The 15,361-nt window shown below is 58.6% G+C and carries 13 protein-coding genes and 4 tRNA genes; all 17 read right to left on the bottom strand.

What is annotated here, in order from left to right; genetic code table 11:
• Positions 1–26: 26 nt before the first annotated feature.
• Positions 27–497 carry a 30S ribosomal protein S7 gene (gene rpsG / locus HU751_RS17835; protein WP_003246741.1) on the bottom strand — a complete coding sequence of 157 codons (471 nt, stop codon included), beginning with the start codon at positions 495–497 and terminating at the stop codon, positions 27–29.
• Positions 498–603: 106 nt separating this feature from the next.
• A complete protein-coding gene (gene rpsL, locus HU751_RS17830; RefSeq protein WP_003255492.1) occupies positions 604–975 on the bottom strand; it encodes a 30S ribosomal protein S12 in 372 nt (123 codons plus the stop codon).
• Positions 976–1,186: 211 nt separating this feature from the next.
• Positions 1,187–5,386 carry a DNA-directed RNA polymerase subunit beta' gene (gene rpoC / locus HU751_RS17825; RefSeq protein WP_028692258.1) on the bottom strand — a complete coding sequence of 1,400 codons (4,200 nt, stop codon included), beginning with the start codon at positions 5,384–5,386 and terminating at the stop codon, positions 1,187–1,189.
• A gap of 64 nt (positions 5,387–5,450) precedes the next feature.
• Positions 5,451–9,524 (bottom strand): DNA-directed RNA polymerase subunit beta, encoded by a 4,074-nt coding sequence (rpoB, locus tag HU751_RS17820; RefSeq protein WP_050703555.1) that lies wholly within the window; start codon positions 9,522–9,524, stop codon positions 5,451–5,453.
• Positions 9,505–9,693 (bottom strand): hypothetical protein, encoded by a 189-nt coding sequence (locus HU751_RS17815; RefSeq protein ID WP_156329573.1) that lies wholly within the window; start codon positions 9,691–9,693, stop codon positions 9,505–9,507. Before HU751_RS17815 ends, rpoB begins: the two co-directional genes overlap by 20 nt.
• Before the next feature lie 50 nt (positions 9,694–9,743).
• A complete protein-coding gene (gene rplL, locus HU751_RS17810; RefSeq protein ID WP_050703553.1) occupies positions 9,744–10,112 on the bottom strand; it encodes a 50S ribosomal protein L7/L12 in 369 nt (122 codons plus the stop codon).
• A 78-nt stretch (positions 10,113–10,190) separates the two neighbouring features.
• Complete coding sequence (gene rplJ, locus HU751_RS17805) at positions 10,191–10,691, bottom strand: 50S ribosomal protein L10 (RefSeq protein WP_003257082.1); 501 nt, start codon at positions 10,689–10,691, stop codon at positions 10,191–10,193.
• Positions 10,692–10,889: 198 nt separating this feature from the next.
• Positions 10,890–11,585 (bottom strand): 50S ribosomal protein L1, encoded by a 696-nt coding sequence (rplA, locus tag HU751_RS17800; protein WP_028692260.1) that lies wholly within the window; start codon positions 11,583–11,585, stop codon positions 10,890–10,892.
• Positions 11,585–12,016, bottom strand: coding sequence for a 50S ribosomal protein L11 (gene rplK, locus HU751_RS17795; protein WP_028692261.1), 432 nt, complete (start codon positions 12,014–12,016; stop codon positions 11,585–11,587). The genes rplA and rplK overlap by 1 nt, the downstream gene beginning before the upstream one ends.
• Before the next feature lie 119 nt (positions 12,017–12,135).
• Complete coding sequence (nusG, locus tag HU751_RS17790) at positions 12,136–12,669, bottom strand: transcription termination/antitermination protein NusG (protein WP_011531880.1); 534 nt, start codon at positions 12,667–12,669, stop codon at positions 12,136–12,138.
• Positions 12,670–12,678: 9 nt separating this feature from the next.
• Positions 12,679–13,047 (bottom strand): preprotein translocase subunit SecE, encoded by a 369-nt coding sequence (gene secE, locus HU751_RS17785; RefSeq protein WP_011531879.1) that lies wholly within the window; start codon positions 13,045–13,047, stop codon positions 12,679–12,681.
• A gap of 43 nt (positions 13,048–13,090) precedes the next feature.
• Positions 13,091–13,166, bottom strand: a tRNA-Trp gene (locus tag HU751_RS17780).
• Between the two features lie 54 nt (positions 13,167–13,220).
• Entirely contained in the window at positions 13,221–14,414 is a 1,194-nt protein-coding gene (gene tuf, locus HU751_RS17775) for an elongation factor Tu (RefSeq protein ID WP_182323863.1), read from the bottom strand.
• Between the two features lie 79 nt (positions 14,415–14,493).
• A tRNA-Thr gene (locus HU751_RS17770) sits at positions 14,494–14,569 on the bottom strand.
• 29 nt (positions 14,570–14,598) lie between these two features.
• Positions 14,599–14,672, bottom strand: a tRNA-Gly gene (locus tag HU751_RS17765).
• 24 nt (positions 14,673–14,696) lie between these two features.
• Positions 14,697–14,780: transfer RNA gene (locus HU751_RS17760), tRNA-Tyr, on the bottom strand.
• Between the two features lie 153 nt (positions 14,781–14,933).
• A complete protein-coding gene (locus tag HU751_RS17755) occupies positions 14,934–15,359 on the bottom strand; it encodes a hypothetical protein (protein ID WP_050703550.1) in 426 nt (141 codons plus the stop codon).
• Between the last annotated feature and the right edge of the window lie 2 nt (positions 15,360–15,361).

Here is a 15,361-nt window from a genome sequence, read left to right as displayed (position 1 = left end):
CCCTCGCAAAATGATTGATGCTTGAATTAGAAGCGGTAGTGCGAGAACGCTTTGTTGGCTTCAGCCATACGGTGAACGTCTTCACGCTTCTTGACTGCAGCACCCTTGCCTTCAGCAGCATCCAGCAGCTCGCCTGCCAGGCGCAGAGCCATCGACTTCTCGCCGCGCTTGCGGGCGTAGTCTACGAGCCAGCGCATTGCCAGAGCGTTACGACGGGACGGACGAACTTCAACCGGAACCTGGTAAGTGGCACCGCCGACACGGCGGGACTTTACTTCGACCAGCGGAGCGATGGCGTCGAGAGCTTTCTCGAAGATTTCCAGGGGGTCGCTGTTCTTGCGTGCTTTGACGGTATCCAGGGCACCGTAAACGATGCGCTCGGCTACGGCCTTCTTGCCGCTTTCCATCACGTGGTTCATGAACTTGGCGAGAATCTGGGATCCGTACTTCGGATCGTCCAGGATCTCACGTTTTGCTGCTACACGACGTCTTGGCATGATAAGCCCTCAAACGGTCTTCAGGTTAGCCCGGGACGTGGGTCTTCGACCCCTGCCCGACCTTACTCTTATCGACTCAAAAAAATGGATGTCTGCAAACGACCGATTACTTCGGACGCTTGGTACCGTACTTCGAACGACCCTGGTTACGGCCTTTGACGCCCGAAGTATCCAGAGAGCCGCGAACGGTGTGGTAACGAACACCTGGCAAGTCTTTTACACGGCCGCCACGGATCAGGACGACGCTGTGCTCTTGCAGGTTGTGGCCTTCACCACCGATGTACGAGGAAACCTCGAAACCGTTGGTCAGACGCACACGGCATACTTTACGCAGTGCCGAGTTAGGTTTTTTCGGCGTGGTGGTGTACACACGAGTGCACACGCCACGACGCTGCGGGCAGTTCTGCAGCGCAGGAACGTCGGACTTCTCGACCGAACGCTTACGCGGCTGACGTACCAGCTGGTTGATAGTTGCCATCTACTAGCTCCACTGATTGTCTTGCGACTCTATTGTCTTGCAAGAAAGCCAAAAATTGGCGAGACGGAGCCTCACCAAATTTAAGGGTACAAAAGTCTAAAGAGGATCTTGCACCCAGTCAAGACGAGGCCCCGGCCCTCCTCGCCCGATCATCGGCAACAATTCATGTCACCGACGATCTTGCGAGGGGTGCCGGGGCCCTGCCCTGCACTTAGTTACCGCTGGAGTTCAGCGCTTCGGTCAGTGCGGCTTCCACCTCACTGGCGCTCACACGCAGCGGCTTGTCGGCATCACGGCGACGCTTGCGCTCGCTGTGGTAGGCCAGACCAGTACCGGCCGGGATCAGACGACCCACGACCACGTTCTCTTTCAGGCCGCGCAGGTAGTCGCGCTTGCCGGTTACCGCCGCTTCGGTCAGTACGCGGGTGGTTTCCTGGAAGGAAGCCGCCGAGATGAACGATTCGGTGGACAGCGAGGCCTTGGTGATACCCAGCAGTACACGGGTGAACTTGGAGATGAACTTGTCTTCGCTAGCGAGACGCTCGTTCTCTACCAGTACCTGGGTCAGTTCCATCTGGTCGCCCTTGATGAAGCTGGAATCGCCCGACTCGGAGATCTCGACCTTGCGCAGCATCTGACGCAGGATGGTCTCGATGTGCTTGTCGTTGATCTTCACGCCTTGCAGACGGTAAACGTCCTGGATCTCGTTGACGATGTACTTCGCCAGCGCGCTCACACCCAGCAGACGCAGGATGTCGTGCGGATCGCTCGGGCCGTCGGAGATAACTTCGCCGCGGTTTACCTGTTCGCCTTCGAAGACGTTCAGGTGGCGCCACTTCGGAATCAGCTCTTCGTACGGATCGCTACCGTCGGTCGGAGTGATGACCAGACGACGCTTGCCCTTGGTCTCTTTACCGAACGCGATGGTGCCGCTGACTTCAGCCAGGATCGAGGCTTCTTTCGGACGACGCGCTTCGAACAGGTCGGCAACGCGCGGCAGACCACCGGTGATGTCACGGGTCTTCGACGTTTCTTGCGGGATACGCGCGATAACGTCACCGACGCCGATCTGGGCACCGTCAGCCACACCGACGAGGGCGTTGGCCGGCAGGAAGTACTGGGCAGGCACGTCGGTGCCTGGCAGATACAGGTCCTTGCCGTTGGCATCGACCATCTTGATCGCCGGACGGATTTCCTTGCCGGCGGCAGGGCGATCCTTGACGTCCATCACTTCAATGTTGGTCAGGCCGGTCAGTTCGTCGGTCTGGCGCTTGATGGTGATGTTTTCTTCCATGCCCACGAAGGTCACGGTACCTTTCAGCTCGGTAACGATCGGGTGGGTGTGCGGGTCCCACTTGGCGACGATGGCGCCAGCTTCGACCTTCTCACCTTCCTTGACCGAAATCACCGCACCGTAAGGCAGCTTGTAACGCTCGCGCTCACGACCGAATTCGTCGGCAATGGCCAGCTCGCCGGAACGCGATACAGCAACCAGGTTGCCATCGGCACGCTCGACCTGCTTCAGGTTGTGCAGACGCACCATACCGCCGTTCTTCACCTGGACGCTGTCGGCAGCCGAGGTACGGCTTGCAGCACCACCGATGTGGAACGTACGCATGGTCAGCTGGGTACCCGGCTCACCGATCGACTGTGCAGCGATAACGCCGACAGCTTCACCGATGTTCACCTGGTGACCGCGAGCCAGGTCGCGACCGTAGCACTTGGCGCAGATGCCGTAACGGGTTTCGCAGTTGATCGGCGAACGCACGACCACTTCATCGATGCTGTTCAGCTCGATGAACTCGACCCACTGCTCATCCACCAGGGTACCGGCCGGAACGATGACGTCCTCGGTGCCTGGCTTGAACACGTCACGGGCGATGACACGACCCAGTACACGCTCACCCAGCGGCTCGACAACGTCACCGCCTTCGATGTGCGGGGTCATCAGCAGGCCCTGGTCGGTGCCGCAGTCGATCTCGGTAACCACCAGATCCTGGGCAACGTCTACCAGACGACGAGTCAGGTAACCGGAGTTGGCGGTCTTCAGGGCGGTATCCGCCAGACCCTTACGAGCACCGTGGGTCGAGATGAAGTACTGCAGTACGCTCAGGCCTTCACGGAAGTTCGCAGTGATCGGCGTCTCGATGATCGAGCCGTCCGGCTTGGCCATCAGGCCACGCATACCGGCCAGCTGACGGATCTGCGCGGCGGAACCACGCGCACCGGAGTCGGCCATCATGTACATCGAGTTGAAGGACTCTTGCTCGACTTCCTTGCCCTCGCGGTCGACGACCTTCTCTTTCGAGAGGTTGGCCATCATCGCCTTGGACACTTCATCGTTCGCCTTGGACCACAAGTCGATGACCTTGTTGTACTTCTCGCCCTGGGTAACCAGACCGGAGGCGTACTGGCTCTCGATTTCCTTCACTTCGTCGGTGGCGGTACCGATGATGCGGGCTTTCTCGTCCGGGATCACGAAGTCGTTGACGCCGATCGAAACGCCGGAAATGGTCGAATAAGCAAAACCGGTGTACATCAGCTGGTCGGCGAAGATCACGGTCTCTTTCAGACCAACCACGCGGTAGCACTGGTTGATCAGCTTGGAGATCGCCTTTTTCTTCATCGACTGGTTGACCACGTCGAACGGCAGGCCGGCAGGCACAACCTGGAACAGCAGCGCACGGCCGACAGTGGTGTCGACAATACGGGTGTTCTTGACGATGGAGCCGTCGCGCTCCTTCACGGTCTCGTTGATACGGACCTTGATTTTCGCGTGCAGGGCGGCTTCGCCGGCGCGGAATACGCGGTCGACTTCCTGCAGGTCGGCGAACACGCGACCTTCGCCCTTGGCGTTGATGGCTTCACGGGTCATGTAGTACAGACCCAGTACAACGTCCTGCGATGGAACGATGATCGGCTCACCGTTGGCTGGCGACAGGATGTTGTTGGTCGACATCATCAGCGCGCGCGCTTCGAGCTGGGCTTCCAGGGTCAGCGGCACGTGAACGGCCATCTGGTCACCGTCGAAGTCGGCGTTGTACGCGGCGCAGACCAGCGGGTGCAGCTGGATAGCCTTACCTTCGATCAGAACCGGTTCAAAGGCCTGGATACCCAGACGGTGCAGGGTCGGTGCACGGTTGAGCAGTACGGGGTGTTCGCGAATCACTTCGGCGAGAACGTCCCACACCTCTGGCAGCTCGCGCTCGACCATCTTCTTGGCGGCCTTGATGGTGGTCGCCAGACCACGCATTTCCAGCTTGCCGAAAATGAACGGCTTGAACAGCTCGAGGGCCATCTTCTTCGGCAGACCGCACTGGTGCAGACGCAGGGTCGGGCCTACGGTAATTACCGAACGACCGGAGTAGTCCACGCGCTTACCGAGCAAGTTCTGACGGAAGCGACCTTGCTTACCTTTGATCATGTCGGCCAGGGACTTCAGCGGACGCTTGTTCGAGCCGGTGATGGCGCGACCACGACGGCCGTTGTCCAGCAGGGCGTCGACCGCTTCCTGCAGCATGCGCTTTTCGTTGCGCACGATGATGTCCGGCGCCGACAGATCGAGCAGGCGCTTCAGACGGTTGTTACGGTTGATCACCCGACGATACAGGTCGTTCAGGTCGGAGGTCGCGAAGCGGCCGCCATCCAGCGGTACCAGCGGACGCAGGTCCGGCGGCAGCACTGGCAGGACGGTCAGGACCATCCACTCAGGCAGGTTGCCCGAGCCCTGGAAAGCTTCCATCAGCTTCAGGCGCTTGGACAGCTTCTTGATCTTGGTTTCCGAGTTGGTCTGCGGAATCTCTTCGCGCAGGCGGCCGATCTCGTGTTCCAGGTCGATAGCGTGCAGCAGCTCGCGGACAGCCTCGGCACCCATGCGGGCGTCGAAGTCGTCACCGAACTCTTCCAGCGCTTCGAAGTACTGTTCGTCGTTGAGCAGCTGACCCTTCTCGAGGGTGGTCATGCCCGGGTCGATAACGACATAGCTCTCGAAGTAGAGCACGCGCTCGATATCACGCAGGGTCATGTCCATCAGCAGGCCGATACGGGACGGCAGCGACTTCAGGAACCAGATGTGGGCAACCGGCGAAGCCAGTTCGATGTGCGCCATGCGCTCACGACGAACCTTGGCCAGGGCGACTTCAACGCCGCACTTCTCGCAGATCACGCCACGGTGCTTCAGGCGCTTGTACTTACCGCACAGGCACTCGTAGTCCTTGACTGGGCCAAAGATCTTGGCGCAGAACAGGCCGTCACGCTCAGGCTTGAACGTACGGTAGTTGATGGTTTCCGGCTTCTTAACTTCACCGAACGACCACGAACGGATCATTTCAGGCGACGCCAGACCGATGCGGATGGCGTCGAACTCTTCGACTTGACCCTGGTTTTTCAGCAAATTCAGTAGGTCTTTCAAGGCCTTTCCTCCTGGCGGAGCAGGGAGCGGGCATTACCTGCCCCACTCCCCTTCGCGTCACGTGTTATTCGGTTTCCAGATCGATGTCGATACCGAGCGAACGGATCTCTTTGATCAACACGTTGAAGGACTCGGGCATGCCCGGCTCCATACGGTGATCGCCATCCACGATGTTCTTGTACATCTTGGTACGGCCGTTCACGTCGTCCGACTTCACTGTGAGCATTTCTTGCAGGGTGTATGCCGCGCCGTATGCTTCCAGCGCCCACACTTCCATCTCCCCGAAACGCTGACCACCGAACTGCGCCTTACCACCCAGCGGCTGCTGGGTAACCAGGCTGTAGGAACCAGTGGAACGCGCGTGCATCTTGTCGTCCACCAAGTGGTTCAGCTTGAGCATGTACATGTAACCCACGGTCACAGGACGCTCGAACTTGTTGCCGGTACGGCCATCGAACAGCACCATCTGGCCGCTTTCCGGCAGGTCTGCCAGTTTCAGCATGGCCTTGATCTCACGCTCCTTGGCACCGTCGAAGACCGGAGTAGCCATAGGCACGCCTTTCTTCAGGTTGTTCGCCAGGGCGAGGATCTCTTCGTCGGTGAACTCTTCCAGGTTCTCCTGACGACCACCGATCTCGTTGTAGATCTCGGTGAGGAAGGTACGCAGTTCAGCGGCTTTACGCTGCTCTTCGATCATGCGGTCGATCTTCTCGCCCAGACCCTTGGCCGCGAGGCCCAGGTGGGTTTCGAGAATCTGACCGACGTTCATACGCGAAGGTACGCCCAGTGGGTTGAGTACGACGTCTACCGGAGTACCGTTGGCGTCGTGCGGCATGTCTTCGACCGGCATGATTACCGAGACGACACCCTTGTTACCGTGACGACCGGCCATCTTGTCACCCGGCTGGATGCGACGGCGGATTGCCAGGTAGACCTTGACGATCTTCAGTACGCCTGGAGCCAGGTCATCGCCCTGCTGCAGCTTGCGCTTCTTGTCTTCGAACTTGTCATCCAGCAGGCGACGGCGATCGACGATGTACTGCTGAGCCTTCTCGAGCTGCTCGTTCAGTGCATCTTCGGCCATGCGCAGTTTGAACCACTGGCCGTGCTCCAGACCGTTCAGCACGTCATCGGTGATCACAGTGCCTTTCTTCAGGCCCGCGCCACCATCGACCACCTGGCCGTTCAGGGCGGAACGCAGACGCTCGAAGGTCGCGCCTTCGACGATGCGGAACTCTTCGTTGAGGTCCTTGCGGATCTCGTCCAGCTGCATCTTCTCGATGGCCAGGGCGCGGCTGTCGCGCTCGACGCCGTCACGGGTGAAGACCTGGACGTCGATGACGGTGCCCTTGGTGCCGGTCGGCACGCGCAGGGAGGTGTCTTTGACGTCGCTGGCCTTCTCACCGAAGATCGCGCGCAGCAGTTTTTCTTCCGGCGTCAGCTGGGTCTCGCCTTTCGGAGTGACCTTGCCGACCAGGATGTCGCCAGCGCCGACTTCGGCACCCACGTAGACGATACCGGCTTCGTCCAGCTTGTTCAGCGCAGCCTCACCCACGTTCGGGATGTCCGCGGTGATTTCCTCTGGGCCAAGCTTGGTGTCACGGGCCACACAGGTCAGTTCCTGGATGTGGATCGTGGTGAAGCGGTCTTCCTGGACCACACGCTCGGACAGGCAGATGGAGTCTTCGAAGTTGAAGCCGTTCCACGCCATGAACGCGATGCGCATGTTCTGACCCAGTGCCAGCTCACCCATGTCGGTGGACGGACCATCGGCCATGATGTCGCTGCGCTGAACCTTGTCACCCTTGCTGACCAGCGGACGCTGGTTGATGCAGGTGTTCTGGTTGGAGCGGGTGTACTTGGTCAGGTTGTAGATATCCACACCTGCTTCGCCGGTCTCGACCTCATCATCGTTCACGCGAACAACGATACGGCTGGCGTCGACCGAGTCGATCACACCACCGCGGCGAGCAACCACGCAGACACCGGAGTCACGGGCAACGTTGCGCTCCATGCCGGTACCTACCAGCGGCTTGTCGGCACGCAGGGTCGGTACAGCCTGACGCTGCATGTTCGAACCCATCAACGCACGGTTGGCGTCGTCGTGCTCGAGGAACGGAATCAGCGACGCTGCGACCGATACTACCTGCTTCGGCGAAACGTCCATCAGGGTGACGTCTTCCGGCGCCTTGACGGTGAATTCGTTCAGGTGACGAACCGCTACCAACTCATCGATCAGCTGCTTCTTCTCGTTCATCGCGGCCGAAGCCTGGGCGATGACGTGATCAGCTTCTTCGATGGCCGACAGGAACACGATGTCGTCGCTGACAACGCCTTCCTTCACCACGCGGTACGGGCTTTCCAGGAAGCCGTACTGGTTGGTGCGGGCGTAGGCCGCCAGGGAGTTGATCAGACCGATGTTCGGACCTTCAGGGGTCTCGATCGGGCACACGCGGCCGTAGTGGGTCGGGTGTACGTCACGGACTTCGAAGCCGGCGCGCTCACGGGTCAGACCACCTGGGCCGAGTGCGGAGACGCGGCGCTTGTGGGTGATCTCGGAGAGCGGGTTGTTCTGGTCCATGAACTGCGAGAGCTGGCTCGAACCGAAGAACTCCTTCACCGCCGCCGCAACCGGCTTGGCGTTGATCAGGTCCTGCGGCATCAGGCCTTCGCTTTCGGCCATCGACAGACGCTCTTTGACCGCGCGCTCGACGCGCACCAGGCCAACGCGGAACTGGTTCTCGGCCATCTCGCCGACGCAACGGACGCGACGGTTGCCGAGGTGGTCGATGTCGTCGACGATGCCCTTGCCGTTACGGATATCGACCAGGGTCTTGAGGACCTCGACGATGTCTTCCTTGCTCAGCACGCCCGAACCTTCGATCTCGGTGCGACCGATACGACGGTTGAACTTCATGCGACCGACGGCCGACAGGTCGTAACGCTCGGCGCTGAAGAACAGGTTGTTGAACAGGGTCTCGGCGGCATCCTTGGTTGGCGGCTCGCCTGGACGCATCATGCGGTAGATCTCGACCAGCGCTTCCAGTTGGTTGCTGGTGGTGTCGATCTTCAGGGTATCCGAGATGAACGGACCGCAGTCGATGTCGTTGGTGTACAGGGTCTCGACGCGGACAACCTGGGCCTTGGCGATCTTCACCAGCAGGTCGGTGGTCAGCTCGGTGTTGCACTCGGCGATGATCTCGCCGGTGGCAGGGTGCACGATCGCCTTGGCGGTGGTGCGACCCAGCACGTACTCCAGCGGTACGTCCAGCTCTTTCACGCCAGCCTTTTCCAGCTGGTTGATGTGGCGCGCGGTGATACGGCGGCCTTGCTCGACGATGACCTTGCCGCTGCCGTCATGGATGTCCATGACCGCAACTTCACCACGCAGACGCTGAGGCACCAGTTCCAGGCTCAGTTTTTCGCCGGACAGGTGGAACACGTTGGTGGTGTAGAAGGTGTTGAGTACTTCTTCGGTGCTGTAGCCCAGCGCGCGCAGCAGTACCGAGGCCGGCAGTTTGCGGCGACGGTCGATACGCACGAACACGCAGTCCTTCGGGTCGAACTCGAAGTCCAGCCAGGAACCGCGGTAAGGGATGATGCGCGCGGAATACAGCAGCTTGCCCGAGCTGTGGGTCTTGCCACGGTCGTGGTCGAAGAACACACCCGGCGAGCGGTGCAGCTGAGATACGATCACACGCTCGGTACCGTTGATTACGAAGGTACCGTTCTCAGTCATCAGGGGGATTTCACCCATGTAGACTTCTTGCTCTTTGATGTCCTTGATCGCTTTGTTCGACGATTCCTTGTCGAAGATGATCAGGCGCACCTTCACCCGCAGCGGGACCGCGAAGGTCACACCGCGCAGGACACATTCCTTCACATCGAACGCCGGCTCGCCCAGGCGATAGCCGACGTACTCCAGGGCAGCATTGCCGGAGTAGCTGATGATCGGGAATACCGATTTGAAGGCCGCATGCAGGCCGACGTCGCGGAACTGATCCTTGGATGCTCCCGCCTGCAGGAATTCGCGATACGAATCCAGCTGGATGGCCAGGAGGTAAGGCACATCCATGACGTCCGGCAACTTGCTAAAGTCCTTGCGGATACGTTTTTTCTCAGTGTATGAGTAAGCCATCAGCATTCCCCAGCTTGGTCACCTGCTTGTTTGGCATCTCCCGGCGGGAGCAGCCGAAAATCGTGCAAACCCCTTGGTTTGCGCCACCCTCTTGGGTGTCTTGCAGCTCGTTATCGGGGCCGACCTGATCGGCCACCAATAACGGAAAAAGGCCGGTGGCATAAGCCACCAGCCATCAGTCCTTCGCTTAACGCTCGGACTGGAGTCGCAAAGTCGAAATTACTTCAGCTCGACTTTGGCGCCTGCTTCTTCCAGCTTCTTCTTAGCGTCTTCAGCGGCTTCTTTCGAAACGCCTTCAGCTACAACCTGAGGAGCGCCATCGACTTTCTCTTTGGCTTCTTTCAGGCCCAGACCGGTCAGCTCGCGAACGGCTTTGATCACGTTCACTTTCTTGTCGCCGGCTTCAACCAGAACAACGTTGAACTCGGTCTGCTCTTCAGCAGCGGCAGCAGCAACAGCTGGGCCAGCGGCAACAGCGGCAGCAGCGGTAACGCCGAAGGTTTCTTCCATCGCTTTGATCAGCTCAACAATTTCCAGAACGGTTTTCTGGCCGATTGCTTCGATGATTTGCTCGTTAGTCAGAGACATGACTTAAATCCTGTATTGGGGTGACAGCCTACGCAGCCATCAAATTAAACGTATGATTTTGAAAGTGTTGCGCGTGCCTTAGGCAGCAGCAGCTTCTTTCTGGTCGCGCAGAGCTGCCAGGGTACGAGCCAGCTTGCTGGTTGCACCTTGGATTACGCTCATCAGCTGTGCGATAGCCTCGTCGCGAGTTGGCAGGGTTGCCAGCACGTCGATCTGGTTAGCGGCAAGGAACTTGCCGTCAAACGCAGCTGCCTTGATCTCGAACTTGTCCTGACCCTTGGCGAACTCTTTGAACAGACGGGCAGCAGCGCCCGGGTGTTCGTTGGAGAAAGCAATCAGGGTCGGGCCTTTGAACGCGTCGTTGAGGATCGAGAATTCGGTGCCTTCAACAGCGCGCTTGAGCAGGGTGTTACGTACGACACGTACGTAAACGCCAGCTTCGCGGGCCTCTTTACGGAGTCCGGTCATTGCGCCTACAGTCACACCACGGGCATCAGCCACGACAGCGGACAGAGCGACTTTGGCAGCCTCGTTGACTTCAGCGACGATGGCCTTCTTGTCTTCGAGTTTAATTGCCACGGGTTTACTCCTGGTTTCTACCGTTTCATCTGGCCGAAGCCGGATGTCGTTTTGGTGTCTGATTCGCGAACGAATCGGGAGCACCATCTGCGTAGGCTTGAGGTTTAAGGCTTGCGCCGCCTACGGTCTTGGATAGCCCCCGCCAGGCAGGGACCCCAATTTAGTAGCCGGTGCGACCAAGGCCGCACCGGCCGAGCATTACACGTTCAGCGAGCTCTGATCGATGATCAGACCTGGGCCCATGGTGGTGCTCAGGGTAACGCGCTTGACGTAGATACCTTTCGAGGAAGCCGGCTTGATACGCTTCAGATCAGCGATCAGGGCTTCAACGTTTTCCTTCAGCTTGCCGGCTTCGAAGCCGATCTTGCCAACGGAGGTATGGATGATACCGTTCTTGTCGGTACGGTAGCGAACCTGACCAGCCTTGGCGTTCTTCACGGCAGTGGCTACGTCTGGGGTCACGGTACCGACTTTCGGGTTAGGCATCAGGCCGCGAGGACCCAGAACCTGACCCAGCTGACCTACAACGCGCATGGCATCAGGCGATGCGATGACGACGTCATAGTTCAGGTCGCCGCCTTTCATTTCGGCAGCCAGGTCGTCCATACCTACGCGGTCAGCGCCGGCAGCCAGAGCGGCTTCAGCAGCTGGACCCTGGGTGAAGACGGCAACACGTACGGTCTTGCCAGTGCCGTGTGGCAGCACGGTAGCGCTACGAACGACCTGGTCGGATTTACGTGGGTCTACACCGAGGTTGACGGCGATGTCGTACGACTCGACGAACTTGGCGGCCGGCAGCGAAGCCAGCAGGGTTGCGGCTTCTTCGAAGTTGTAGGCCTTGCCTGCTTCGATTTTCTCGGCGATAGCCTTTTGGCGCTTGGTCAGCTTAGCCATTACACACCCTCCACGTTCAGGCCCATGCTGCGGGCGGAGCCGGCGATGGTGCGTACAGCAGCGTCCATGTCAGCAGCGGTCAGATCGGCCTGCTTGGCCTTGGCGATCTCTTCCAGCTGAGCACGGGTAACGGTACCGACCTTGACGGTGTTCGGGCGAGCCGAACCGCTGGTCAGGCCAGCAGCTTTCTTCAGCAGAACCGAGGCAGGGGTGCTCTTGGTCTCGAAGGTGAAGCTACGGTCACTGTAGACAGTGATGATCACTGGAGTCGGCAGGCCTGGCTCTTGACCCTGGGTACGGGCGTTGAAGGCCTTGCAGAATTCCATGATGTTCACACCGTGTTGACCCAGTGCTGGACCAACGGGTGGGCTTGGGTTGGCCTGGCCGGCCTTTACTTGCAGCTTGATGTAAGCCTGAATCTTCTTAGCCATGAGCTACTCCAAATTCGGGTACGAACGCCTGATGGCTCCCCGTATGACTTGCGTTTTATCCCAGTGACGACAAAACCCCGCAGCACATAGGGCTGCGGGGTATGGGATGCTGCGTTCCGCTAGACCTTTTCGACCTGGCTGAACTCGAGCTCCACCGGGGTGGAGCGACCGAAAATGAGCACTGCAACCTGCAGGCGGCTCTTCTCGTAGTTAACTTCTTCGACACTGCCATTGAAGTCAGCGAACGGACCGTCAATGACGCGAACCACTTCACCCGGCTCGAACAGCGTCTTCGGCTTCGGCTTGTCACTGCCGTCGGCAACGCGACGCAGGATGGCCTCAGCTTCTTTATCGGTGATCGGCGCAGGCTTGTCTGCGGTACCACCAATGAAACCCATGACCCGAGGGGTATCCTTGACAAGGTGCCAAGTCCCTTCGTTCATTTCCATCTGGACCAGTACATAGCCAGGGAAGAACTTGCGCTCGCTCTTGCGCTTCTGGCCGTTACGCATTTCGACGACTTCTTCGGTCGGGACCAGGATCTCGCCGAATTCGTCTTCCATGCCAGCCAGCTTGACGCGCTCGATCAGGGAGCGCATTACATGCTTCTCGTAACCCGAGTAAGCATGCACAACATACCAACGCTTAGCCACGAGACACCCTTAGCCAACGATCAAGGAGACCAACCAGCCGAGCAGGGAATCAAGACCCCACAGCAGCAGCGCCATGACCAGAACTACAGCCACGACAATCAGCGTGGTCTGAGTGGTTTCTTGGCGGGTCGGCCACACGACTTTACGGATCTCGGTACGAGCTTCCTTCGCCAGCGCAAAGAACGACTTGCCTTTGGCGGTCTGCAGGGCAACGAAGCCAGCGACAGCAGCCAGGGCAAGCAGGACGAGTACGCGATACAGGATCGGAGAAGCGGAGTAATACTGATTACCCACGACACCAACGACTACCAATGCGACAACAGCGAGCCACTTGAACAGATCAAAACGCGATTCTTGGGCTTCAGTTTTGGGAGTCATCGAGGAGGATCCTGTGAGAAGAAAGCCATCACACCGAGGTGAATGGCAGGTCAGGAGGGAATCGAACCCCCAACCTACGGTTTTGGAGACCGTCGCTCTGCCAATTGAGCTACTGACCTATAACGCTGTATCAGGCCGGCCATTATACCGGCCTGATCAAGTAAATCAACTACTTATTCAATAATTTTCGCTACGACGCCGGCGCCGACGGTACGACCGCCTTCACGGATGGCGAAGCGCAGACCGTCTTCCATTGCGATGGTCTTGATCAGGGTGACAGTCATCTGAATGTTGTCACCTGGCATTACCATCTCAACGCCTTCCGGCAGTTCGCAGTTACCGGTCACGTCAGTGGTACGGAAGTAGAACTGAGGACGGTAGCCTTTGAAGAACGGAGTGTGACGACCGCCTTCTTCCTTCGACAGGACGTAGACTTCTGCGGTGAACTTGGTGTGCGGCTTGACCGAACCTGGCTTGACCAGAACCTGGCCACGCTCAACGTCGTCACGCTTGGTACCACGCAGCAGAACGCCGCAGTTCTCGCCAGCACGACCTTCGTCCAGCAGCTTGCGGAACATCTCAACGCCGGTGCAGGTGGTGGTGGTGGTGTCACGCAGACCAACGATTTCCAGCGGATCCTGAACGCGGACGATACCACGCTCGATACGACCGGTAACAACGGTACCACGACCCGAGATCGAGAATACGTCTTCGATCGGCATCAGGAACGGCTGGTCGATGGCACGAACTGGCTCAGGGATGTAGGCATCCAGAGTTTCAACCAGCTTCTTGACAGCGCTGGTACCCATTTCGTTGTCGTCTTTGCCTTCCAGGGCCATACGAGCGGAACCGATGATGATCGGAGTGTCGTCGCCTGGGAAGTCGTAGGTGGACAGCAGGTCGCGAACTTCCATCTCGACCAGCTCCAGCAGCTCGGCGTCGTCTACCAGGTCAGCCTTGTTCAGGAAGACCACGATGTACGGAACGCCAACCTGACGGGACAGCAGGATGTGCTCACGGGTTTGCGGCATCGGACCATCGGCGGCCGAGCAAACCAGGATCGCGCCGTCCATCTGGGCAGCACCGGTGATCATGTTCTTCACGTAGTCAGCGTGACCTGGGCAGTCAACGTGAGCGTAGTGACGAATGTTCGAGTTGTACTCGACATGAGCGGTGTTGATGGTGATACCGCGCGCTTTTTCTTCCGGAGCCGAGTCGATCTTGTCGAACTCAACGACGGCCGAACCGAAAACTTCGGAGCAGACGCGAGTCAGCGCTGCAGTCAGAGTAGTCTTACCGTGGTCAACGTGGCCGATAGTGCCGACGTTAACGTGAGGTAGCGAACGATCAAACTTTTCCTTAGCCATCGATACAGTCCTCCGCAGAAGAAATTGTCATACAGCCTATAAAACAAAGGCAGATATTTTCATATCTGCCTTGTTTATATGGAGCTCTTGAGCGGATTTGAACCGCTGACCTCACCCTTACCAAGGGTGTGCTCTACCAACTGAGCTACAAGAGCGAAACACTTTGCGCAAAATCCTGCAAACTTGGAGCGGGTAGCGGGAATCGAACCCGCATCATCAGCTTGGAAGGCTGAGGTTCTACCACTAAACTATACCCGCGGAGCTTGCGGCTCTCGCTAAAACTGGTGGAGGGAGAAGGATTCGAACCTTCGAAGCTCTCGCAACGGATTTACAGTCCGTCCCCTTTGACCGCTCGGGAATCCCTCCAGATGTGGCCGGCATTCTATTCGTCTGCCGTCCTAGTGTCAAGCGTTTTTTTCAAATTTTTTCAATCAAATCTGAAACTTAGCTGCTTTGACACCGCTTCCAGCTCTACCACCTCAGTGGTGTTCCCTGTGAAGCGGGCGCCATTCTATCAAGCTATTCAGCAGTTGCAATACCCTCGCACAAAATAATTTTGTGTTTTAAGTCTTTGAAATCCTTGGAAAGAGTCGAGAGCACCGCAGGGTCCAGCAAACGCTCGCTTTCAGGGGCCACCTTGAGCCAGAAACCCTCGGCGCCCGGCAGCTGCCCCACCACCGGCAGGGCGGCAATATCCAGGCTGACCAGGCGCTGACGCAGGGCATCGAGCTGCTCACGTGCGGCCAGCCCACCCACCACCAGGCATTCGTCGCGCCGCCTGGCAGGTGCCGCGGCCCCGGTCTCGCGCAGCAAGCGTATTTCCTGCTGGGAGCCTTTGTATAACGACAACGGGGCGACTTCCTTGACCTTAAGCGGAGCTTCCTGCTGATGCCATACGTAATAAACGACGTTGAGCACAACCAACAGCAGAAACAACCAGCGCATAG

It is taken from the genome of Pseudomonas peradeniyensis (assembly GCF_014268935.2).
Taxonomy (GTDB): Bacteria; Pseudomonadota; Gammaproteobacteria; order Pseudomonadales; family Pseudomonadaceae; genus Aquipseudomonas; species Aquipseudomonas peradeniyensis.
Note: the sequence above shows the minus strand (reverse complement) of the source record. Positions and strands in the feature narration are given on the sequence as shown.

Excerpts from the sequence above, each read along its gene's own strand:
- rpoB (WP_050703555.1), bottom strand. The coding sequence starts at position 9,524 with ATGGCTTACTCATACACTGAGAAAAAACGTATCCGCAAGGACTTTAGC.
- rpsL (WP_003255492.1), bottom strand. The coding sequence starts at position 975 with ATGGCAACTATCAACCAGCTGGTACGTCAGCCGCGTAAGCGTTCGGTC.
- rplK (WP_028692261.1), bottom strand. The coding sequence starts at position 12,016 with ATGGCTAAGAAGATTCAGGCTTACATCAAGCTGCAAGTAAAGGCCGGC.
- tuf (WP_182323863.1), bottom strand. The coding sequence starts at position 14,414 with ATGGCTAAGGAAAAGTTTGATCGTTCGCTACCTCACGTTAACGTCGGC.
- rplA (WP_028692260.1), bottom strand. The coding sequence starts at position 11,585 with ATGGCTAAGCTGACCAAGCGCCAAAAGGCTATCGCCGAGAAAATCGAA.
- HU751_RS17755 (WP_050703550.1), bottom strand. The coding sequence starts at position 15,359 with ATGCGCTGGTTGTTTCTGCTGTTGGTTGTGCTCAACGTCGTTTATTAC.
- rpsG (WP_003246741.1), bottom strand. The coding sequence starts at position 497 with ATGCCAAGACGTCGTGTAGCAGCAAAACGTGAGATCCTGGACGATCCG.
- rplL (WP_050703553.1), bottom strand. The coding sequence starts at position 10,112 with ATGTCTCTGACTAACGAGCAAATCATCGAAGCAATCGGCCAGAAAACC.
- secE (WP_011531879.1), bottom strand. The coding sequence starts at position 13,047 with ATGACTCCCAAAACTGAAGCCCAAGAATCGCGTTTTGATCTGTTCAAG.